Genomic DNA, 20,414 nt, shown 5'->3' with positions numbered 1-20,414 from the left:
TGCTTATGTATGTGCAATTCGATTGCATGCAAATCTATCAAAAATCTCGGGTACCTCGCTTGCTTCCACCGGGCGGCTGAATAAGTATCCCTGTACGGTGTCACAATTAAATTCCTGCAGAATCTTTAAATCGTCTTCGTTTTCTACCCCTTCTGCAATCACAACTAGCTTTAGGTTACGTGCTAGCGCAATGATCGTATTTACAATGGCTGCATTGGTAGGGTTAACCGAGATATCCTTCACAAAGGATTGGTCGATTTTCAAATGATGGATCGGAAATTCTTTCAAATAGCTGAGCGAGCTGTAACCCGTTCCAAAGTCATCCATAGCAATCTTCAGACCCATGTTTCTGAAACTATTTAAAGTCGTTAAGGCAACTTGAACATCCATCGTCATGCTTTCCGTTATCTCTAATTCTAGATATTGCGGTTCGAGCCCTGTCTCTTGCAGTATACTGTTAATCTGTTCTTTGAGAGACTGATCATAGAACTGTTTTGAAGACAAGTTGACAGCCATTGAAACCTTAGGAAAACCTAACTCCTGCCAGCACTTATTCTGGCTGCATGCTTCATTAAGGACCCACTTTCCAATCGGATAGATTAATCCCGTTTCCTCTGCGATAGGAATAAATTCTAGCGGAGATACGCGCCCCAGTTCAGGGCTTTCCCACCGAATTAAACTTTCAAATCCAACGATCTGATTCACTAATAAATTGACTTGAGGTTGGTACACCAAAATAAACTCATTTTTCTCTAATGCTTTTCGCAAATGCTTTTCAATCTTAATTCTACGTTCTATTTTCGCATAAATTTGGGAATTAAAATATTGAACTTGATTCCCGCCTAGTTCCTTGGCGTATTCCATAGCTATATCTGCAAAGCGAATCAAATTGTCAGGGTCAATATCGTCTTGTGGATACTGGCTTATCCCAATTGAAGGAGACATATATATTTCATGATCTTGGATGCGAATGGGCTGATTGATAGTCTGAACAATCGTATGTGCGAACCCTTCAAGTTCTTCTAACGAATGGTGCTTAACCAAACCGATAAATTCGTCACTGCCCACTCTGAAAACAGAAACATCTTTGATCAAGGTGCTGTTCTTCAATCTGCGGGCCATAACCTGAAGAATTCTGTCCCCTGTATCATGACCTAACGTTTCATTGGCCAGTTTGAAGTGATCCAAATTCACGAATACAACAGCAAAACGCTCCTGCTGCGCAATTGCGTCCTCGATCCATTTACTTAACCCATGTCGATTGGGAAGGCCTGTCAGAGGGTCATGATGGATTAGATAGCGGATGCGTTCCTCCATGCTTCGCGACTCCGTAATATCTACAGTTAGCGAAATGACTTCTGTCATTACACCATCTCGTTTGATCGGACGAAGAACAGTTAAGTAATAATAACCATGCCATTCTGTTTCGAAATCAATAACTTCTTCATTGTCCCATGCCGCTTGATAGAAGGGAGCCATGAAGTCGGCCTTATCTTTCGGGAAAATCGCAAACAAATCCTTACCTACCGCGTTATTCTCTTTGATACCAAGCCGGTTGAATAGTGAGCCCTGCCACGTTGTATAGATAAATTTATTATCCTCTAGATGAAATTTAACGAGAAGTCCATTCTGTTGTTTAATTTGATCCTGGAGCTCAGCGTGAAAATGGAGCATATCCTCTTCCATTTTCAGTAGAAATGTAAGCATTTCCAAATGAATTTTGATCGAGTGCTCTTTCCCCAGCATACTCGTCTCATTCCGTAGGAACAGTTTCTTCCTCATTGCGGTTTTACACCGTAATAGAAATTCTTCTTCCAACACCGCATTCTGTGTTCTTTGGAATAATGTCTCCTTCTGGAAAAAATCCAAAGCCCCTAGCTCCAGAGCATGCAAGGCAACATTTGAACATTCTTCCGTGCAGCTGCTCAGCATAATTACCGGTACAGGATGGAAGGTCATAATTTGACGCAAAGCGGCTAGTCCGTCGAGCTCGGGCATTTCTACATCCAGTGTTACTAGGTCTGGTTGCAGCTCAACAATTTTATCAAGCGCATTGGCACCATTAACAGCGAATCCTACCACTGAAAAATGTTCATCTTGTTCAAAAAGATTCGCAATCCTATTTCTCATTTCGTTGGAGTCATCAACGATTAACACCCGATACTTCCTCATACTTATCACCTAAATTCTTATGAATTCATCTAGACTCGCATCTGAATCGCAGAGAAAACAAGATCAATGATTTCCCCTCGTGCTTGATTTACATAACCTAATGTTGTCTGCTGCAAGCTTTCTATAGAAACACAAGAGGTTAAATGAATCTTATCCGAGAACAAATACAAGGACAGCTCATAGGATGACGAAATGTTTTTGACTACTTCACCAATATTCGTCCTTTTGTATTTTTCAGGAAGCTCAATCGCATACACTAAGTACAAGGGTTCGTCCGGAAATTGAGTCATTTGAAAAATTTCTTTAAAAGAAGACTTCGCATACGAATTCCAACGAAATCCAAATCTATAGTTACGATCCTCTTCCCAATTGGACTCGAACTGAGAAATTAATTCGAGAAACTGCTGGCGGTAATAATGTATCAGGTTCATAGGCGGCCCCTCGCAATTCCTGAAAATGTTAGCTCTTATTTCTGTACATCCATCATACTTTGTAATTGTTGTTAAACATCTATTTTAAATCTTAGCTAAACATTATTTTTCCTAATAGTTCGCTAACGAATCTAACACTTTCACTCTTCAGAAAAAAGCAAAAAGACCAAGATCTGACCACACTCGGGTCATAAACTCGGCCTTTATCTTATAATTTTTACATATTCTGTCAAACACGCTTGCTATTCATGGCAATCGTTACAGCGAGCGCCGCTAGATAAAAGGCTAGAGGCGATTTTTTGCGCCTTACAAGTCCTTTTTTCACGTCATATCCCTCCTTACAATTGGAAATATCTTGATGAAGATTATTAACCAATTGTAAGGAAATCGAAACTCGTTTATGCGTTTGTCTGCAGTTTGACCCACATTGACTTATTTCGGAATTCTTCCTCCGCTCCTAACTCTCTCCCAAACCAAGAAGGTACTACAAAGAGCCGCGCAGCTTCAACATCTGGAAATTCGACTTCGACAACCAGGAGATCCACTTGTTTATATTCATCAATTTCAAAATGGAGTCCCTGAACATCAACCGTGGTGCGAATCTTCTCCAATGGGATCAACCCCGTACGTTCAAGAAGCTGCTTATATATAGGTTCCGATATGTTGTATTCAATCTCTTCCCGAACCATGCCATGCCCCGATTTGAACGTATGTGTAAAATGCGACAATCCAGAACGATCTACCAGCTGGCGCACTCTGATTTCTTGATCCTCCGAGAAGGCCAAATAGGTTTGATAGATGTACTGCTTTGAAACTAGCTTTATTTCATTATTGTCCAGTTCAGCCGCAGGGAACGCGGGTAAAAGGAACTTTCTTTCAATTTCGGCACTCATTAGTGTGACCCCTCTCAAATAAATCATGTTCTTTTCACCATTTTACCACGCTATCATGAAAAAAACTCCCAAAAGGGAGCTCCCCTTCCATCCTTCTCATCGATTGGACTTGTTCAAAATTCGGAACCGTGCCGGAGATACCTCATTCCAAGCCCGAAACATTTTACCAAAATGAAATTCATCCGCAAATCCACATGCAGCCGCAATGGCTTTCATTGGTTCTTCCGTCAGCAGCAGCAGCGTTTTGGCTTTCTCATTGCGAATCCTGTTCAAGTACACTTTGGGTGAAATACCTACCTGCTGCATGAACATTTTGCGCAACTGAGAGACGGAGATATGGAATGTTCGCGCGAGTTCTTCCATCCTCAAGGGCCTATTATAGCAGGTTTCGATCCAAAACTTCGCTTGCTGGAATGCTTTCATATACGGGTCCGTTGACGTGTTTGTATCCCTCATGAAATGGATCAATCGTGAAAGAACATATTGGAATTCAGCCTGCCTTTCGTGCGGGTCCGGACTCTGTATGGACCCTATCTGCTTGAACTGCTCTTGAATCCAGACCGCTTGCTCCGGAGAATACAACTTGTTAAAAGGCAGTTGAAGTGAGTCCAAATGAACGGGCTGCTGCCAGGTTTGATTCTCATAGGGGATGTCGAAAACTTCAAACAGAAGCATACGAATATAGAGCGGTTTATCCACAGATGATGTCATGGTCATCGTAAACCCCGGCTTTAAATAGAGGAGCATACCCGAATGTACCTTTAGCAGCTCTTCCTCAAGCGAATATGTAAATTCTCCTTCTCCACTCATAATCCAATAGAGAGAATGAACATCTGTTGTATTCCGAATATCTTTCCAGCCTGGAACAGGAAGCTTCTCATAGGTCAATCGAAGATGATACATTCGGTGCTCTTTGGTTTCCATTCATTCACCACCTCCGAAGCGATTTTGACAAATACTAAAGTTCTTTATCCATAGAAAATAGCCTTTCTTCCATGATACGCTTTAGTAAATATACATGAAAGGGGCTTTTACCTTTGATACGTACTTTTCAACAACACTCCCTGCGCCATACTCGACTTCTTGATGGATTATGGGACTTCATAACGGATCCAGGAAATGTAGGGATAACAGAACAATGGCATGCCAAGTTCCCTTTCGGCACTCGAAAGCTTGTGGTTCCTTCTTGCTGGAATAACGAATTAGGTCATTACGAGTATATCGGTGCTGCGTGGTATCGCACGTATTTCGATACCACACAAGAAGCCAATATCGGGCTATGCTTTGAGGGAATTCTCCATCATGCTGATGTTTATGTTGATGGTCATCACCTCGGTTACCACTTTGGCGGCTATACCCAATTTTCCATGGTAATCCCTCATCTAGCGCAAGGAAAACATGAATTAATCATTCGTGTTGATAGTACGCTGGACTGGCAGACACTGCCCACAGATATCGCAGATTGGTACTCTTATGGCGGAATTATTCGTTCTGTGGAGCTTCAGGAGCTGCCCGATGTTTATATTGATTCCTTGAAAATTGATTATCAACTTGAAGGCGACTCAGCAGATATCCAGCTGCAAGTAAGGTTAAACTCCTTAAGCTCGGTTGATCGTCAAATTGTTGTTAGCGCCTCTACGGAAGGACTAGCTATCTCCGATTCAACCATTCATATCGCGGCGGGCCAATCTTCACAGCTTTCTCTCCGAGGAAGCCTCGAAAACATCCGCAAATGGGATGTTGGGCATCCCGAATTATATACGTTCACGGTCCAAGCAGGAGAAGATGATCTTATCGATCGGACAGGATTCCGAACCATTGAAGTTAATAACGGTCAAATCCACCTTAATGGCAAAGCGCTGTATTTGCAGGGAGTGAATCGGCACGAAGAGCATCCCGAATGGGGATTTGCTTTTCCACCTAAGCTCATGCTGAAGGATTTGGATATTTTGACCGATATGGGCTGCAACATCGTTCGCGGTTCACACTATCCACAAAGCCAATTCTGGATCGATTTGCTTGATGAGCACGGATTGCTCCTGTGGAGCGAGATCCCAATGTGGGGCTGTTTTATGAGCAAAGAAACGCTGGCTAGTCCCCTATTTGCAGAACGCGGCTTGCAAATGTTAGACGAAATGATAAGCCGTGATTATCATCATCCTTCCATCATTTTCTGGGGGGCTCATAACGAAATTGATACACGCACGGATGAAGCACTTACGCTTACTAAGAAATTCGTTAGCAAAATTCGCAGCATGGATACCAGTCGCCTAGTTACATACGCCACGATGCATCCTGAAGAAGACATTGTGCTCTCCTATTTCGATGTCATCGGAATCAATAAATATTACGGTTGGTACCAAGGTAACGTGAACGGTTTCCGCGACATGCTTCAGCAGTATTATGAACATGCAGAATCACAAGGTGCCGGTGATAAACCCGTCATCATGAGCGAGTTTGGCGCTGCGGGCATCTTCGGAGATGCAGGCTGGGAGCCTCGCTTGTTCAGTGAAGACTATCAAGCTGACGTTGTGCAGCAGGCTTTACAGATCTTCCGCGAGGATCCTCGCATCGTCGGCACACTAATCTGGCACTTCGCCGACATTCGCGTCGATGTGCGCAGTGACCGTCCTTACTTCCGTGACCGGGCACGGAGTTTTAACAACAAAGGGCTGCTTAATGAGTATCGCAAGCCTAAGCTGGCTTACCGATTGGTGAAAGAGATTTATCGATCTAAGCGTTAAATGAAAGAGACCTAGCCGATGAGGCTGGGTCTCTTTTTGACTAGCGAGAATCGCTTTCCAATATGGCAAACATCACGTGGTCCCGCCATACGCCTTGAATCTTCACATTCTCCCTGGCTAGGCCCTCCTGACGGAAACCAACCTTCTCCAACACCCGGATAGATCCGGTGTTATGCGGCATCGCCCCAGCTTCGATCCGATGAAGTCCCGCTTCCCGGAAAGCGTAATCAAGAACAAGATGGATGGCTTCTGTCATATAACCTTTGCCATTATGACTTGCATCCAGGCAGTAACCTAGCATCGCTTTCTGCAGCGGTCCGCGAATGATTTCGAAAAGGGAGGCTTCCCCTATGAGCTCATCCGTTCCTTTAAGGAAGATACCGAATGAATGACGCCGTCCCTCTTTATCCGCCTGCTGCCAGAGCTCAATGCTGCTGGCTTGGTGATCCAGCGTGTAGAACGAATCCAACCGAATCGGTACCACCTGTTCAAACAATTGCCGGTTGCGCAGCATCAACGCCAGCAGAGCTTCCGAGTCTCCCATTTCAAAGGGGCGGATGTACAACCGTTCTCCTGTGCGAACCATTTTGTCATCATCCTTTCTCTTTAACAAAAAAAGGGGACCTAGCCAACGGGGCCAGGTCCAAAGTTTATATTAAAAAAGGGGGGTCTTGTTTATTATAATACACCTACTATGTTAGAGAACTGTAACAGGAATGTTCCAATTGTGTTACAAAAAAGCGAATCCGTTCGAATCGCTTTTTTTGTATGCACTTTTGTACATACTACAGAATGTAAATCTTTAGGATAGGAGTTAAAACAGGTGAAAGTTGATGACGTCATTGTAGAACAGATTAGACAGCAAGCTGTGCAGCTGAGGACCCCCGTAGATTTGGATGTATTAGTTGAAGCAATCGGAGACAAGAAGTACGTTTTACTCGGTGAGGCAACACATGGTACATCGGAATTTTATAAGCTGCGCATGGAGCTAAGCCGTAAATTAATTGAGACGAAAGGTTTTTCTTTTATTGCTGTCGAGGGCGACTGGCCGTCATGTTATGAGGTTAACCGTTATGTAAAGCAGTACAAGGATGCCAAGCCAAGCTCCCGTGAGGTCATGGAAACTTTTAATCGCTGGCCGACGTGGATGTGGGCCAATGAAGAGGTTGGCGAGTTGATGGAGTGGCTTAACCAGCACAATGCAAATAAGCCGATGGAAGAGCGAGTCGGGTTTTACGGTTTGGACGTCTATAGCTTATGGGAGTCACTAGAAGAGATCGAACGTTATTTACAGGAAAAAGGCACCCCTGAGCAGTTAGCTCTGGCGCGGAAGGCATTTGAGTGCTTCGACTCTTATGAGAACGAGGGGCAACATTATGGGGTTTCGGCGGCTTTTTACGGCGAAAGCTGTAAGGATGAGGTTGTGAAGCTGCTTCAAGCGCTTCACGCGAAACGTGTGCGGTACGAGGAAGACAGCGAAGCAGCTCTAAGCGCAGAATTGAATGCGCTTGTTGCTGTGAACGCTGAGGATTACTACCGCACCATGGTTCGTCACGACGCGGAATCGTGGAACGTCCGCGACCGGCACATGGTCGAGGCGCTGCGCCGCGTCGCCGACCACCACGGCCCAGACGCCAAAGTGATCGTCTGGGAACACAACACGCACGTCGGCGACGCACGTGCCACAGATATGTTGGCCGACGGGATGGTGAACGTCGGCCAGCTCGTGCGCGAAGCGCACGGCGAAGCCGATGTGTTCGCCATCGGCTTCGGCACTTACCGCGGCACGGTCATCGCCGCGACATCCTGGGGCGCGCCGATGGCGACGATGCAAGTGCCGCCTGCCCAGCCGGGCAGCTGGGAGGAGCTCATGCATCGCGCCGGCGCGCATGATCAGATCCTCCTGCTAAGCAAGGAGGATCCGATTCTCGGGCACGAGGTGCTCGGGCACCGTGCCATCGGGGTCGTGTACCGCTCTGGCCATGAGAGAGGGAATTACGTTCCCTCTCTTATGGCTCGGCGGTACGATGCCTTCGTGCATGTGGAGGAAAGCCATGCGCTTCATCCGCTAACTATAAAAAAAGTGCTTGTGTGAATTCACACAAGCACTGCCTATCCAACCAACCGATGCTTCATACTCTAATTAATGTTGCTCTCCACCTTCAAAACTCAAGAATAATCTAGCTTTAGCGGGGACCGAGCATTTCTAAAACCTCACGATTGTATGGTAAAATTAAGCAGATGAAAATATGACTCAAGGAGTTTTACTTATGATTCGTTCCCTTGCTATTACCAAGGACTTCAAGGTGCTCCATAATGTCCCCTTCGAGGAGCTTCTAGGCCCGAGCATTCAGTGGTATTGGGTCGACTTTCATAATCCGAGCGATGAGGAAGCGCTGCATCTGAAGGAACATTTCCACTTTCATCCGTTGGCCATAGAGGACTGCTTTTTTTTACTGCAACGACCGAAGATGGATCACTATGAGAACGTTCACTTTTTTGTGATGCATGCGATTAATGCTATGACACTGGATGCTGAAGAAGTGGACATGTTTCTGGGAAGTAATTACATTGTGACCTTTCATTTGCATGAATCAAGGGAAATTGAGGATGCTTGGTGCCGAATTTCAGAACAAGAACATTTGCGGAATGAAGGTCATATTTATGCGGCTTATTTAATTCTTGATAATTTGGTGGATCAATATTTCCCTAGTGTCTATCAAATCGAAGATCAATTGGATGATATCGAGAACAATTTTGATGCCGAATCCATTGAAGTCTTAATGAAACATATTTTTGGTATTCGGGCCAAATTGTTAAAATTACGCCGCACCATCGTGCCCATGCGTGACTTGCTGTACAGACTCATCAATACAGATCGAATCGAGCATCTTCGCGATCAGCTCGTCTTCTTCACGGACATTCATGATCATCTGCTCAAGCTGTCAGAAATGATTGATTCAAACCGCGACATGACGGCTGATATGAGGGATAGCTACATCTCCCTGAATTCAAACCGGATGAATACCATCATGAAAACGCTGACCGTAATCACGACGATCTTCATGCCATTAACGTTCATTGCTGGTCTTTATGGGATGAATTTCGCATATATGCCTGAACTGAAATGGCACGGCGGTTATTTTGCAATTCTCGTGATCATGTTCGGAATTGGATTCGGCATGTTCGCTTGGTTTTGGAAAAAGGGCTGGTTTAAATAAAAGACCTTACAGATTCTGAGTGATGCTCATCACGGAATTCCTTCCTAAAGCCTGCAGGCGAAACCCCCACCTTCTTCTTAAAAGCTCGACTGAAGGCATGAATACCGGAAAATCCTAATTGATCTGCGATTTCCTGAAGCGGCATTAAGGTATGCCTGATCATATTCTTGGCTCGCTCCAGCCGGATTCTCTGGTGATATTGGATCGGACTAACATCGAATATTTTATTAAATAAATGGATCAAATAGTATTTACTGATATGGAATCGCTCCGATAGCTCATCCAATTTCAACTCACGGTGAACGTGAGCCGCGATGTAACGCTCAATATCCAATAAAAGCTCTTGGTGTAGACTGTTTTCATATAATCGTCCGTTCCACGCATGCTCCCTCACTATATACGTAATTAATTCCAGCAGACTGCCCTTTAAACGCCATTCATATAATGGCAGCTTCGCTTCAAATTCCGATATGATTCCAAAAAGCTGCTGTTCCACGCGACTTGGCTCCCTTAATCGAATATAGGTTGGGAGATCAACGAGTGCGCCCGACAGCTCATCCTTACGAAACCAGCTTCGCTCCGTCTCATCCATGTCTTGCAGCATTTTGAACGATACCTTGACGTCTCCGCTATCCGCCTGCTCGAACAAATCAAAATGCACGTGCGGCTGCCGAATCGGGTTATCACCTATGATCTGGATGGAGTGCCTCTGTCCAGGCTTAAATAGAAACAAGTCCCCCGGTCTGCCTTCATAGGTCTTGTCCTCGATCGTTATGTCAGCCCGACCCTCCATTAGATATAATAGCTCGTAGTCCCAAAGCATTCTTTCTTTTAACATCCAAGGAGATTGTATGATACTATCCATCGCAATACGAATGTATGGGGAGACAGTTTGAAAGCTCACGGCAGTAGAATCCTTCCTTTTCAGCAATAATGGTTAACTTTTAACTAACTTTGGCTAAATGAACACGCTTACCTTCATTATATAATGTTTTCAAGTTCATATAACAATAATGATAGAGGTGAATGTTCCTATGTCGCAAAATCAAGGCTTTATCCATGTACTCTCTGCAGCACCATTCCTGACACAAGGCCAAACCCGTTGGATCACGGCAGAGAATCCGACCGGTGCGAAGGGACAAGGCGGGAAAGCAGCAAGCAATTTAGGTATTGCCCGCAAAGGCAGGCCGTGCATCACTTTACCTCAGGGAGAAACGGTCGTTCTGGCCGATATTCAGGGAACTGGCATCCTGCAGCACTTCTGGATCACTTGTACGAATGCTACGCCTAAGGGGAACTTTGTCCTTAGAGATTTAGTGCTCCGCCTCTACTGGGATGATGAAGCCTCGCCTTCCGTGGAGGTGCCGCTTGGCGATTTCTTTTGCAATGGATTCGGTGAACGCTGCAAGGTGAATTCGCAGCCGATCGTCGTGAATCCCACAGGAGGCCTGAACTGCTACTTCCCGATGCCTTTCCGACAATCAGCCAAAATTACAATCGAGAATCAACACGCCGAGGATATTCACGGCTTTTTCTATCAGTTTCATTATGAGCTCGTAGATTCGCTCCCTGAGAATACGGCTTACTTTCACGCGCAATGGCGAAGAGAGAATATCACAACGGAAGGCAAAGATTATACGATTCTGGACGGAGTCAAGGGCAAAGGACAATATGTTGGCACCTATTTGGCATGGGCAGCATTAGAACGTTATTGGTGGGGCGAAGGGGAAATTAAATTTTATTTGGACGGAGATGAAGAATGGCCAACACTTTGCGGGACGGGGACGGAGGATTATTTCGGCGGAGCCTGGTGCTTTTACGAAAAAGAAAACGGGATCCCCGTCGAGGTGCCCTACAGCACTCCCTATCTTGGATACCCGTTCTATTCCAAATCGGATACGACTCTCAAAGAGAAGTTCGGCGAAGATTCCGTGCCTATGCATGGACTGTATCGTTGGCATCTTCCAGACCCCATCCATTTCGAGAGCGATCTGCGCGTCACGATTCAGCAGATTGGACATAACAGCAGAGAGCTTTTCGAACGAACCGACGATGTTTCCTCCGTTGCCTATTGGTATCAGATGGAGCCTCATGCGGATTTCCCCATACTGCTTCCCGTTCACCGGAGATGGCCGCGATAGTGAACACGTCAACCTCTTTGCTTATTCTAAGGAATGGTTGGCTGGGAATTCATCGCCATAAACAGACTTGGCATAACGCCAACCATAGCCTTGAAAGAGCGGCTGAATAAATAAATGCTTGAAAAGCCCACCTGCTCAGCAATAGCGGTTAACGTTTGATTTCCATCGATCATTCTTATTTTCGATTGCTCGATTCGAATATGGGTTAAATATTTATGAATCGTAATGCCAAGCTGATCTTTAAATAAAAAAGATAAATGATTGGTCGAAATTCCGACATGTTTACTTATCGTATGATTATCCAGTTCAGGGTCCCCATATCTTTCATTGATCAAATGGATGGTTTTTTCAATAAAGACCCAACCCTTTGTCATTTTGCCTTCTTTCTCGTTATGGCCCACTTGTCCCTTCATAAAAAGGACTAATAATTCCAAACAAATCCCCTTAAGGATCAACGAATAACCCGATCTCATATCTAGAAACTCTTTCTGCATGATCAGGAATCTTTTCTTTAACTCAATCCGGTCCGGCAGCTGCAGGTGGGAAATTGGGATGGTAGATGCTAGCTGCATCTCCTTGTTTGTAATTGCTTTACGCTCTTCAGTAATCGCTTGGTCCTTCCAAGAACTTCGTTCTTCGTCATAATACAAATCAAAATGAAAGATATATTGGATTAATGGCACCTCTGACGTAGAGCGAATAATATGCGCCATGAAGGGAGGCATAAGGAGAATGTCTCCTTCCTTCACCTGATATTTGACCCCGTTCAAAAAAAACTCAGCTTCCCCTTGCTCGATATACGTATACACATGGTCGTAATCCATCCATTCACCCGCCAGAGAGAAGGATTTATGAATTTTGACCATTCTGACAAAAGGCGAGATGCTGTTCATCCAAGTCTCCATGTACTTCCCTCCTGCGGAATGAGTGATGACCTAATGCTATTATTTCCCAAGTATAACTGAAGCGTATTCCTATTTTCCATATCTCCACATGCCGATGCGAACTTTTCTGTTAAAACTCATGTCTCACTCCATTCAAATAAAACACCGCTGTACTGATCCTTATTCAATCGGAGACCCTCATAAGCTTTCTTCGCTTCCTCCGGCTTCAGCACATGACTGATTAAAGGCTCGACCTGCAGCCGTTTTTGCTTCATCAGCTCGAATACAATGCTTGAGTTTCTAACCAAGGAATGTTTCACAAACTCATTAGGTTCGGTCGGATACCGCCATTCGTGCGCTCCCTTGAACGTAATACAGCCTCGTCCATACAGATGGCAGTAGTTCAAAATTTCAGTAACATCCGTGTTATATTCACCTCGAGGACTGCCCAGGAAAATGATTTCGCCTAATTTAGCGATCCACTCGAGGCTTTGGACGGCTACTTGAGGCACCCCTGTTGCCTCGATATGGGTAGAAACTCCCTTTCCATGGGTGATGTTGGCAATCTGCTCGTTCACGCTGCCTTTTCCACCACTAATAGCATGAATGACACCGCATTGCTCGGCAATTCGAAGGCGTTCCACCGATAAGTCAATACCGATCACAGTAGCACCCTGTAAGTGCGCCAGCTGAGCTGCCATATTTCCTATAAGTCCAAGCCCCGTGACGCTTACATAATCTCCGAACTCAATATTCGAAACACGAATTGCAGTCGTCGCGACAGTTGCCATCCGAGTAAACGGAACCCATTTCAAATCCAAGTTCTCCGGAACTTTAAGAAAAGTCCCTCTGATCGAAACAACCTCATACTGCGTGTGGTTCCCATAATGAAAAACAATATCGCCGGAATTAAACTCTGTTACTCCTTCCCCCACTTCCACAATCTCACTCACAGCTGCATAGCCTGGAATACCCGGCATCGGAAACCAAGATTCGTTGCCTGACAGCATGGCCAATTCAGTTCCCGGGCTGATTAATGTATAAATCTTCTTGACCAGAACTTCCTGATCGCCAATCTGTAGGGTAAACTTCTCTTCTACCGTTTCAACCTGCCATGGACTGAGAAACATAACCTTCCTATTCTTCATCGCAACGCACTCCTTTGTATTGAACTCATTTTCAATATAAATGTTTTTACTGGAGGCGTCTTTGACGTAAGAAATGATTTTTTATCGAAAACAACGATGCGTAGGGAGGGAGTGATGTGGGTTCTAACTACACGATTATTATTTGCAGGTTCCTTTGTAGGGACTACTGCGAAAGTGCAGATATTTTTGCTAAAATCGTTTGAAAAGAGGAAAAGCCTGCTATTATGCAGGAATTTTAGCTTTTCCATCCTGAAATTAAAAAAAGACCGCAAAAGCCTGCACGATTGCAGGAATGTACGAATAGGAGCTATTCAAAGAAAAAAAGCATGCACAATTGCAAGCTTACCACCACACAGTCACTTCAGAGTATCTATAAATTCTATCTCAAAAAAGGGCCGACTTTCCAGAGTTATTCGCTGGATTGTCGACCCGTCTATCAATCATACAAATCTACTTCTTCTTCGCATCATAGGCAGCTTGATAAATTTCCAGATAACGCTTCAGGTTCATATTATCCAAATTTTTCAGGTAGCCGTCCCATTCTTTCTCCAGATTCGCATCCCCGATGATGAAGCGCGCGGTCATCTCTTTGACATGATCGGTAATCGTCTTCTCTAGATCCGCTAGCTCCATCGCCTGCTCATTCGTGAAAAACAGCTGCGGAAGGACAGTATCCATCTTCTGCTTATAAGGCTCATATTTGTTTTTCGTTTCATTGTACAAAATAACTTCCAATGGGTTTTTCGGATCGGCGACCAAGCCTAAGCGGAAATCATTCGTTCTAAGCGATGGACCTGTTTGAGACCATTTTACATTTTGCACATTGGCCAGCTTGGCTTCGGTATATTTCCAAATGGCTTGCTTGCCATTGATACCGAGCTCGCCTTGAGCCGCATATTTCCATTCCACATCAGGACGCCCTTCTGCATTACGCAGCGTCATTTCCTGCGTATACATCAGATCCGCTAGACGGAAGGCGGCTTCTGGATTTTTACTCGCTTTCGTAATCACGTAACGCCCTTGAGAGACACTATTGGTATACGGCGCAACTTGCAAGCCTTTCGGCCCTTTGAGCACTGGAACAGCAGTAACCTCAAGCCATCTTCCGCTCGGTCCGTTGAAGGCTGTAAACGTTCCGTTATGCTGAGCTATCGCCGCGCCCAATATATTAATGTTGGGGTTTTCCCCCATTTGCTTCGCTTGATCCCGATCCTGTGTGAAGGACTGCGGCGCAATCAAACCTTCGGCATACAGCTTGTGCAGGTACTTCAGGCCCTCTTGCCATTCCGGCTTGTTATAGGGCACATCGACCTTGCCGTTATTGAGGTACAAACGATTGGTATTATTAGGGTTTAGTATAAAAGCATTCATAATGAACGAGTCGATATTGACCGCAGGTCCCACCGCTGCACCTGCAAGCGGAATCTCATCGGCTTTTCCGTTGCCATTCGGATCCTTTGTTTTAAACTCCTTTAGCACCTTGTACAACTCATCCGTCGTTGTTGGCACAGCTAGCCCCAATTTATCCAGCCATGGCTTGTAAATCCACATTTTTTGCCCCATTGAACAGTGGAAACACTCATTCACGAGCGGCAGTCCATATATTTTACCACCCGGCGCCGTAATAGCATCTTTCACTCCATCAACCTGCTCAAACATCTTCTTGGTTTCGACGCCATACTTATCAATAAAGGGCTTTAAATCGAGGAAATCCCCTTGGCTGCCATAGATCAGCTGCTGCGTAGGGCTAACGTCAAAGCCCATAATCACATCTGGTAAATCTCCGCTTCCGAGCACCAAATTAAGCTTTTCTACCGCTGATTTCTCCGGGGCAACATCCCATTCAATATGAATGTTCGTCTTCTCCTCCAGGTACTTCGTATATTCATTCGTTGCAAAGTCTTCAACAAATGCGCTTCCCTTTACAAGAACCTTTAAGGTCGTTTTTTCCTTCGTGATAGGTAATTCCCCTGCTGCAGTCACCCGATCCTCGGACACTTTTGGAGTCGCATCTGATTGCGCTGCTTCCTTATCTGAACAACCGCTTAATACCGAGACTGTGCACAAGGCTAACCCTAAGCTTGCTACCATCCATTTTTTCATCAAAAAGAACCCTCCCTAGCATTTTTCGTTAGAAAATTTTCTTTGAATGACTAACCTTTCAACGAACCAATCATGACCCCCTTAACAAAATGCTTCTGTACAAAAGGGTAAATCATCATGAGCGGCAACGATGAGACAACAATGAGAGAGTATTTAAGCAGTGCCCGCAAGCCCTCCCGATTCGCTTCCTGTCCCAAATCGGACAGCATGGCGGGATCTACCTCATTCTGAACGAGTATTTCCCTAAGCACTAGTTGGAGTGGATACAGGCTCGGCTGTTTTAAATAGATCAGCGCATTGAAATATTGATTCCAATAGCCAACCGCCGAATAAAGGGTAATGACAGCAATGATCGGACCAGACAACGGAATCACGACATTCCACACAAACTTGAAATCGTTACAGCCGTCCAGCTGAGCAGCCTCCAACAGCTCTTCCGGTATCGTCGTTTTGAAATAAGTTCTCGTAATAATGACATTAAAGACACTCATCGCCCCTGGCAAAATCATCGACCAAATCGTATTAAGCATGCCAAGATCTTTGACCAACAGGTAGCTCGGAATGAGCCCGCCAGAAAACATGGTAGTGAACACCAGCAAGAGCATGACGGCATTTTTTCCATACAAGTCTCTACGTGCGAGCGGATAAGCGGCCATAATCGTTAGTGCGACATTGATGACTGTACCTAGAACCGTGTAAATGACGGAATTGCGAAATGAGCTCCAAATCAACTTATGTTTAAAAACAGCCTCGTAACCGTCGAGTGTAGGTTGAACCGGCCATAGCCACACCTTCCCTGAGATAACCGCGTCTGGGCTGCTGAAGGATGCGCTTACAATAAAAACTAGCGGATACATCACTATAATGAGAAATAAAGTAAGCACCGTGTAATTGATCACGTTAAACCAACGGTCATTGCTGGCTTCCCGTATGTTAGCAAGCTCCATGATGACTTCCTCCTTTTGTCACACTTACCATAGGCTTTCCTGCTTAGCTTTCTTCGCCATTTGGTTAACCGAGATCAGTAAAATCAAACCAATGACCGATTTGAATAAATTGATGGCCGTGGAATAAGAGTAATTCATCGCCTGGGAGGCTAGACCGACCTTATAAACAAACGTATCAATGACTTCCGAGGTGCGTGCATTCAGCGGATTCTGCAATAGCAGTACCTTCTCAAAGCCCAGATCCAGAATATGTCCAGTATTCAAAATAAGCAGAATAATCATAACCGGAATGATGCTCGGCAGATCGATATGCAGCATGCGCTGAAATTTACTTGCTCCATCAATGACAGCCGCTTCATGCTGCGCGGGATCAACACCGGCTAAAGCAGCTAAATAAATGATGCAGGAAAAGCCTACATTTTGCCAAATACCTGACCAGACATAGATCGAGCTGAAATATTCCGGCCTGGCCATAAAATTGATTGGTTCTAAGCCCAATTGACCGAGCAGCATGTTCACTAATCCATTGCGGGGGTCGAGCAGTTCCATAACGATCCCTACCATCACGACAACGGATATAAAATGGGGGGCGTAAGTGATCATCTGTACGGATTTTTTGAACAGCTGGTTTTTCACATAATTCAATGATAGGGCCAGAATAATCGGAAACGGAATTCCGGCAAGCAAGCTGTACAAGCTGATGATCAACGTGTTTTTCATCAATTTCACAAATTCATAAGAGTTGAAAAATCGGATGAAGTGTTTCAAGCCGACCCACTCGCTTCCAGCGACACCCTTGGAGGCAATATAATCCTTGAAGGCAATCTGCGCCCCGTACATTGGATAATATTTAAACACAAGGACATAGATAACTGGAAGCGCAAGCAGGGCATATAATTGCCAACTTTTCTTCATTTGCTTCCTTGCAACAAACATCAGGTTGTTTGCTCCGGTGCTTGCTTTGGTTAATACAACCTCTTTCATTGTGCGCTCCCCCCTTTCAATTGATACCTTAACGTTACAAGAAATCGCCTCAAGCTGTAAATTAGAAAGCGCTTTCTTTATGTGCAATTATTAAGATTCGGCCATGTGCACTTCTAAATGGATGTGCAAAAGTAAAGAATACGGCACAAGTGCCGCATTCTTATCCGTGTAATTTCTTATAGGAGGTCGCACTAACGCCATGCAGCCGCTTGAATGCCCGACAAAACGTATTGGAAGAGCTATAGCCAACCTTATCGGAAATTTCAAGAATGGTTAGCTCTGTTGTCTGCAGCAGATCTTTGGCCCGATCCATGCGCAGATTTTCCAAATAGTCGGAGAAATTAATGCCCGTTTGCTCTTTGAAGAATTGGGAGAGATACACTTTCGAAATGCGAAAGCGATCGGCCACTACATCCAGGCAAAGCTCACTGTCCATATATGAGTTCTGCAGCATGCCAAGAATACTTTGGATCAGCTGCACATTTTGGCTTTTCTTATGCTCGTTCACGCTTTCGCATATCCATTGATAGGTTGCGCGAATCGACTGATAATTTTTGCGCATATTTTCATAGGAATCAATCTCGCTGCTCAGTGACTGGATCCGTCTGTAAACTTCTTGCTGATCGAGCTCCATTTGTGGCAGCAGCTTTACCAGACTTCCCCACATTTCGAACAAGAACAACTGCATAACAGCGAAGGAAAGGTGCCTCAACTCGAAATTTTCATGGTATATCTCATCAAGCGTATGCTGGACTTCAGCATGGTCCCCCGATTTCGCCAAATTGATTAAGCGGATCTCCACATCCTGCGGAAAATAGTAGTTGTTCATATCCGTCGGGAGCTCGTCAAACCAGACGATTTCATCCTCATTTTTCCATAATTGTACGTTCAATGCTTCTCTGGCCTGTTCATACGATCTGGAGATGCTAGTGAGGCTATCACATAAGCCGCCTACACCATAGACGGACACCAGCTTTAACTGGCTTTTCATCTCCTCATTGGCTTCTTTCAGCTTCTGCTCAATAGGCTCCTTGAAGGGCTCCGACTGCTCAGCTCTATAGCAAAAAAGCACCCCGAACTGATCCTCCGCGATATCGTAAACAAAGCCTTCCTGATCGATCGCCCTTCTCAACATTTCTTTGGCCAGCAAACGCTTCATATCCAGTTCTTCCAACAGATCATCGTTATAGCCGTTATCGAAGCCTCGCAAATGAACAACCGCGACCCGATAGGACATCCCTTGCAAATCCATACCGACATACTTTAACAGTGCATCTGCATCACGTGCCGAAATAAATTGCCCGTTCAATAGCCGCTGAAAATACGCTGCCCGCAGCAAAGGAACCTGCTGCTCGATCTCGGACTTCATCCTATGGTTATTGTGGAACAAACCCGTTACCGTTTCTCCGATTAATCCAAAGGCGTCTCTCTGGTGCGAGATTACGTCCGCTTTTTCCAGAATCAAGTTTACGATATTCCGTAACGGTTTACTGTTGCGATAAGCCAGCACATATGCGATGAAGACACCCACGACAAGAAAGACGAACGTCAACGAGAAAGTGATTTTCTGAATATAACGAACCTTCTCCAGTACAACAAAAGTCGGCTCTCCCACCAGATACGTCCAACCGTTATAGGAGGATTTCGTATAGGTAATCATCATCTGTGTCGATTGCAGCGATTGCTCGATTACACCCTTATTGCCAATCAGATTGCCGATATCGATCGGTAATAGAGCTTTACTCGCTGACAGCCTACTAATGATCTTCCCATCGCCATCTACAATATAGGCCCATCCCCCTTCGGAAATGTTCAGCCCTTGAAACAGCTTCTGGATCTCCTTCTGATCAATCATGACAGCAATGGCGCCCTGGGGATTGCCGGGGTACCCAAGCGATTGCATATACGTCAGCATTGAATAGGGCACACCCTGTACGATGACTTCCTCAGACGCAAATGTTTTGCGGGTATGAAATTGCTTCGCGACAAAGTCATACCATGAATCATAATCATGCTTACTGTAATGAGCTACCCGATCAAAAAAATGTTGAAAAGAGTAACTAGCTCCCGGAGTTAACACCATTTCACTATTTTTGAACAAGACATAATAATTAAATATGAAATTGTTAGACATCCTGTAATCATACAAGCTTTTATTCGTATCCAAAACCCGGTACGTATTCGTCCCCTCAAAAGGATCAGTGACAGACAGAAACCGCATAATTCTTGTATCTGCCGCTAACTGCTGGGTAATGGAGGCGATTTCCTCCAGTCTTCGATCGAGGATATCTTTACTCTGCTCCAGCAAGTTCATATGGCTCGCGGTTGCTTCGCTTTCGATCAGCGCAGTCGTCTTCTGATAAATGACCCAGCCGATAATCATCGGCAGCATCAGGAAAACAAGATAAGGAACGAGAATACGCGCAAACACGCGGTGCCTTCCTTTGTTCACGTTAACATTAACGCTTCTCTCTCTCTTGAACAGCATAGTAAATGTCCCCATTTCCTTTACGATTCCCTGTTTCGATCCTATCGAGAGTAATCCTTGCGCATGATTTGCATTTATGTATGCGTTTGCAATCTGTTGCGGCGTTTATCCCAAAAGGATAAGCTGTTACTTCCAGTATACCTTGCTGGGCTGGTAATCGGAAGCTTGAAATACATCGCTAGATGTGCAATGAGACTTTTTTGTGCTTAACAAAAAAAAGAACCCAGCCAACGGGGCGTGGGTTCGAGATTTTGATAA

At 44.9% G+C, this 20,414-nt stretch carries 16 protein-coding genes; 4 read left to right on the top strand and 12 right to left on the bottom strand.

Annotated features, from left to right (window positions below; translation table 11 throughout):
- Positions 1-3 precede the first annotated feature (3 nt).
- The 4 genes from AC58U0_RS32655 to AC58U0_RS32640 all read right to left on the bottom strand — a co-directional run bounded on the left by AC58U0_RS32655 (position 4) and on the right by AC58U0_RS32640 (position 4,420).
- Positions 4-2,172: an EAL domain-containing protein gene (locus AC58U0_RS32655; protein WP_497382941.1), complete on the bottom strand. Its 2,169-nt coding sequence runs from the start codon at positions 2,170-2,172 to the stop codon at positions 4-6.
- 29 nt (positions 2,173-2,201) lie between these two features.
- A complete protein-coding gene (locus AC58U0_RS32650) occupies positions 2,202-2,603 on the bottom strand; it encodes a hypothetical protein (RefSeq protein WP_497382940.1) in 402 nt (133 codons plus the stop codon).
- A gap of 398 nt (positions 2,604-3,001) precedes the next feature.
- Positions 3,002-3,496, bottom strand: coding sequence for a CYTH domain-containing protein (locus tag AC58U0_RS32645; RefSeq protein ID WP_497382939.1), 495 nt, complete (start codon positions 3,494-3,496; stop codon positions 3,002-3,004).
- A 96-nt stretch (positions 3,497-3,592) separates the two neighbouring features.
- Positions 3,593-4,420, bottom strand: a complete 828-nt coding sequence (locus AC58U0_RS32640) for an AraC family transcriptional regulator (RefSeq protein ID WP_497382937.1) — start codon at positions 4,418-4,420, stop codon at positions 3,593-3,595.
- Positions 4,421-4,533: 113 nt separating this feature from the next.
- Between AC58U0_RS32640 and AC58U0_RS32635 the strand changes: the two genes are divergently transcribed.
- Positions 4,534-6,240 carry a glycoside hydrolase family 2 protein gene (locus AC58U0_RS32635; protein ID WP_497382936.1) on the top strand — a complete coding sequence of 569 codons (1,707 nt, stop codon included), beginning with the start codon at positions 4,534-4,536 and terminating at the stop codon, positions 6,238-6,240.
- Between the two features lie 40 nt (positions 6,241-6,280).
- Here AC58U0_RS32635 and AC58U0_RS32630 read toward each other — a convergent pair whose 3' ends face one another.
- Positions 6,281-6,826, bottom strand: coding sequence for a GNAT family N-acetyltransferase (locus AC58U0_RS32630; protein WP_497382935.1), 546 nt, complete (start codon positions 6,824-6,826; stop codon positions 6,281-6,283).
- A gap of 237 nt (positions 6,827-7,063) precedes the next feature.
- On the opposite strand from AC58U0_RS32630, the gene AC58U0_RS32625 reads away from it, so the two are divergent.
- Both AC58U0_RS32625 and corA read left to right on the top strand, forming a co-directional pair.
- Positions 7,064-8,335 (top strand): erythromycin esterase family protein, encoded by a 1,272-nt coding sequence (locus AC58U0_RS32625; RefSeq protein ID WP_497382934.1) that lies wholly within the window; start codon positions 7,064-7,066, stop codon positions 8,333-8,335.
- A 175-nt stretch (positions 8,336-8,510) separates the two neighbouring features.
- Positions 8,511-9,461 (top strand): magnesium/cobalt transporter CorA, encoded by a 951-nt coding sequence (corA, locus tag AC58U0_RS32620; RefSeq protein ID WP_497382933.1) that lies wholly within the window; start codon positions 8,511-8,513, stop codon positions 9,459-9,461.
- Here corA and AC58U0_RS32615 read toward each other — a convergent pair.
- Positions 9,454-10,365, bottom strand: coding sequence for a cupin domain-containing protein (locus AC58U0_RS32615; RefSeq protein WP_497382932.1), 912 nt, complete (start codon positions 10,363-10,365; stop codon positions 9,454-9,456). The two genes, corA and AC58U0_RS32615, sit on opposite strands and share 8 nt — an antisense overlap.
- Before the next feature lie 130 nt (positions 10,366-10,495).
- On the opposite strand from AC58U0_RS32615, the gene AC58U0_RS32610 reads away from it, so the two are divergent.
- Positions 10,496-11,602 carry a glycoside hydrolase family 172 protein gene (locus AC58U0_RS32610; RefSeq protein ID WP_497382931.1) on the top strand — a complete coding sequence of 369 codons (1,107 nt, stop codon included), beginning with the start codon at positions 10,496-10,498 and terminating at the stop codon, positions 11,600-11,602.
- 26 nt (positions 11,603-11,628) lie between these two features.
- Here AC58U0_RS32610 and AC58U0_RS32605 read toward each other — a convergent pair whose 3' ends face one another.
- From AC58U0_RS32605 to AC58U0_RS32580, 6 genes are all read right to left on the bottom strand, one after another.
- The gene (locus tag AC58U0_RS32605) at positions 11,629-12,507 is read right to left on the bottom strand and encodes an AraC family transcriptional regulator (protein WP_497382930.1); all 879 of its coding nucleotides are present in this window, start codon (positions 12,505-12,507) and stop codon (positions 11,629-11,631) included.
- 116 nt (positions 12,508-12,623) lie between these two features.
- Positions 12,624-13,634 carry a zinc-dependent alcohol dehydrogenase gene (locus AC58U0_RS32600; protein ID WP_497382929.1) on the bottom strand — a complete coding sequence of 337 codons (1,011 nt, stop codon included), beginning with the start codon at positions 13,632-13,634 and terminating at the stop codon, positions 12,624-12,626.
- A 450-nt stretch (positions 13,635-14,084) separates the two neighbouring features.
- Positions 14,085-15,737 (bottom strand): ABC transporter substrate-binding protein, encoded by a 1,653-nt coding sequence (locus AC58U0_RS32595; protein ID WP_497382928.1) that lies wholly within the window; start codon positions 15,735-15,737, stop codon positions 14,085-14,087.
- Positions 15,738-15,787: 50 nt separating this feature from the next.
- Positions 15,788-16,684, bottom strand: a complete 897-nt coding sequence (locus AC58U0_RS32590; protein WP_497382927.1) for a carbohydrate ABC transporter permease — start codon at positions 16,682-16,684, stop codon at positions 15,788-15,790.
- Between the two features lie 24 nt (positions 16,685-16,708).
- Complete coding sequence (locus AC58U0_RS32585) at positions 16,709-17,668, bottom strand: ABC transporter permease (RefSeq protein ID WP_497382926.1); 960 nt, start codon at positions 17,666-17,668, stop codon at positions 16,709-16,711.
- Positions 17,669-17,828: 160 nt separating this feature from the next.
- Positions 17,829-20,156 carry a helix-turn-helix domain-containing protein gene (locus AC58U0_RS32580; protein WP_497382925.1) on the bottom strand — a complete coding sequence of 776 codons (2,328 nt, stop codon included), beginning with the start codon at positions 20,154-20,156 and terminating at the stop codon, positions 17,829-17,831.
- Positions 20,157-20,414: the final 258 nt, after the last annotated feature.

The sequence above is a fragment of the Paenibacillus sp. J31P190 genome, from assembly GCF_059692075.1.
Note: the sequence above shows the minus strand (reverse complement) of the source record. Positions and strands in the feature narration are given on the sequence as shown.

Coding starts and splice junctions, on each gene's coding strand:
- AC58U0_RS32645 (WP_497382939.1), bottom strand. CDS start 3,496: ATGAGTGCCGAAATTGAAAGAAAGTTCCTTTTACCCGCGTTCCCTGCG.
- AC58U0_RS32585 (WP_497382926.1), bottom strand. CDS start 17,668: ATGAAAGAGGTTGTATTAACCAAAGCAAGCACCGGAGCAAACAACCTG.
- AC58U0_RS32605 (WP_497382930.1), bottom strand. CDS start 12,507: ATGGAGACTTGGATGAACAGCATCTCGCCTTTTGTCAGAATGGTCAAA.
- AC58U0_RS32610 (WP_497382931.1), top strand. CDS start 10,496: ATGTCGCAAAATCAAGGCTTTATCCATGTACTCTCTGCAGCACCATTC.
- AC58U0_RS32580 (WP_497382925.1), bottom strand. CDS start 20,156: ATGCTGTTCAAGAGAGAGAGAAGCGTTAATGTTAACGTGAACAAAGGA.
- AC58U0_RS32595 (WP_497382928.1), bottom strand. CDS start 15,737: ATGAAAAAATGGATGGTAGCAAGCTTAGGGTTAGCCTTGTGCACAGTC.
- AC58U0_RS32630 (WP_497382935.1), bottom strand. CDS start 6,826: ATGGTTCGCACAGGAGAACGGTTGTACATCCGCCCCTTTGAAATGGGA.
- corA (WP_497382933.1), top strand. CDS start 8,511: ATGATTCGTTCCCTTGCTATTACCAAGGACTTCAAGGTGCTCCATAAT.
- AC58U0_RS32650 (WP_497382940.1), bottom strand. CDS start 2,603: ATGAACCTGATACATTATTACCGCCAGCAGTTTCTCGAATTAATTTCT.
- AC58U0_RS32640 (WP_497382937.1), bottom strand. CDS start 4,420: ATGGAAACCAAAGAGCACCGAATGTATCATCTTCGATTGACCTATGAG.
- AC58U0_RS32590 (WP_497382927.1), bottom strand. CDS start 16,684: ATGGAGCTTGCTAACATACGGGAAGCCAGCAATGACCGTTGGTTTAAC.
- AC58U0_RS32600 (WP_497382929.1), bottom strand. CDS start 13,634: ATGAAGAATAGGAAGGTTATGTTTCTCAGTCCATGGCAGGTTGAAACG.
- AC58U0_RS32655 (WP_497382941.1), bottom strand. CDS start 2,172: ATGAGGAAGTATCGGGTGTTAATCGTTGATGACTCCAACGAAATGAGA.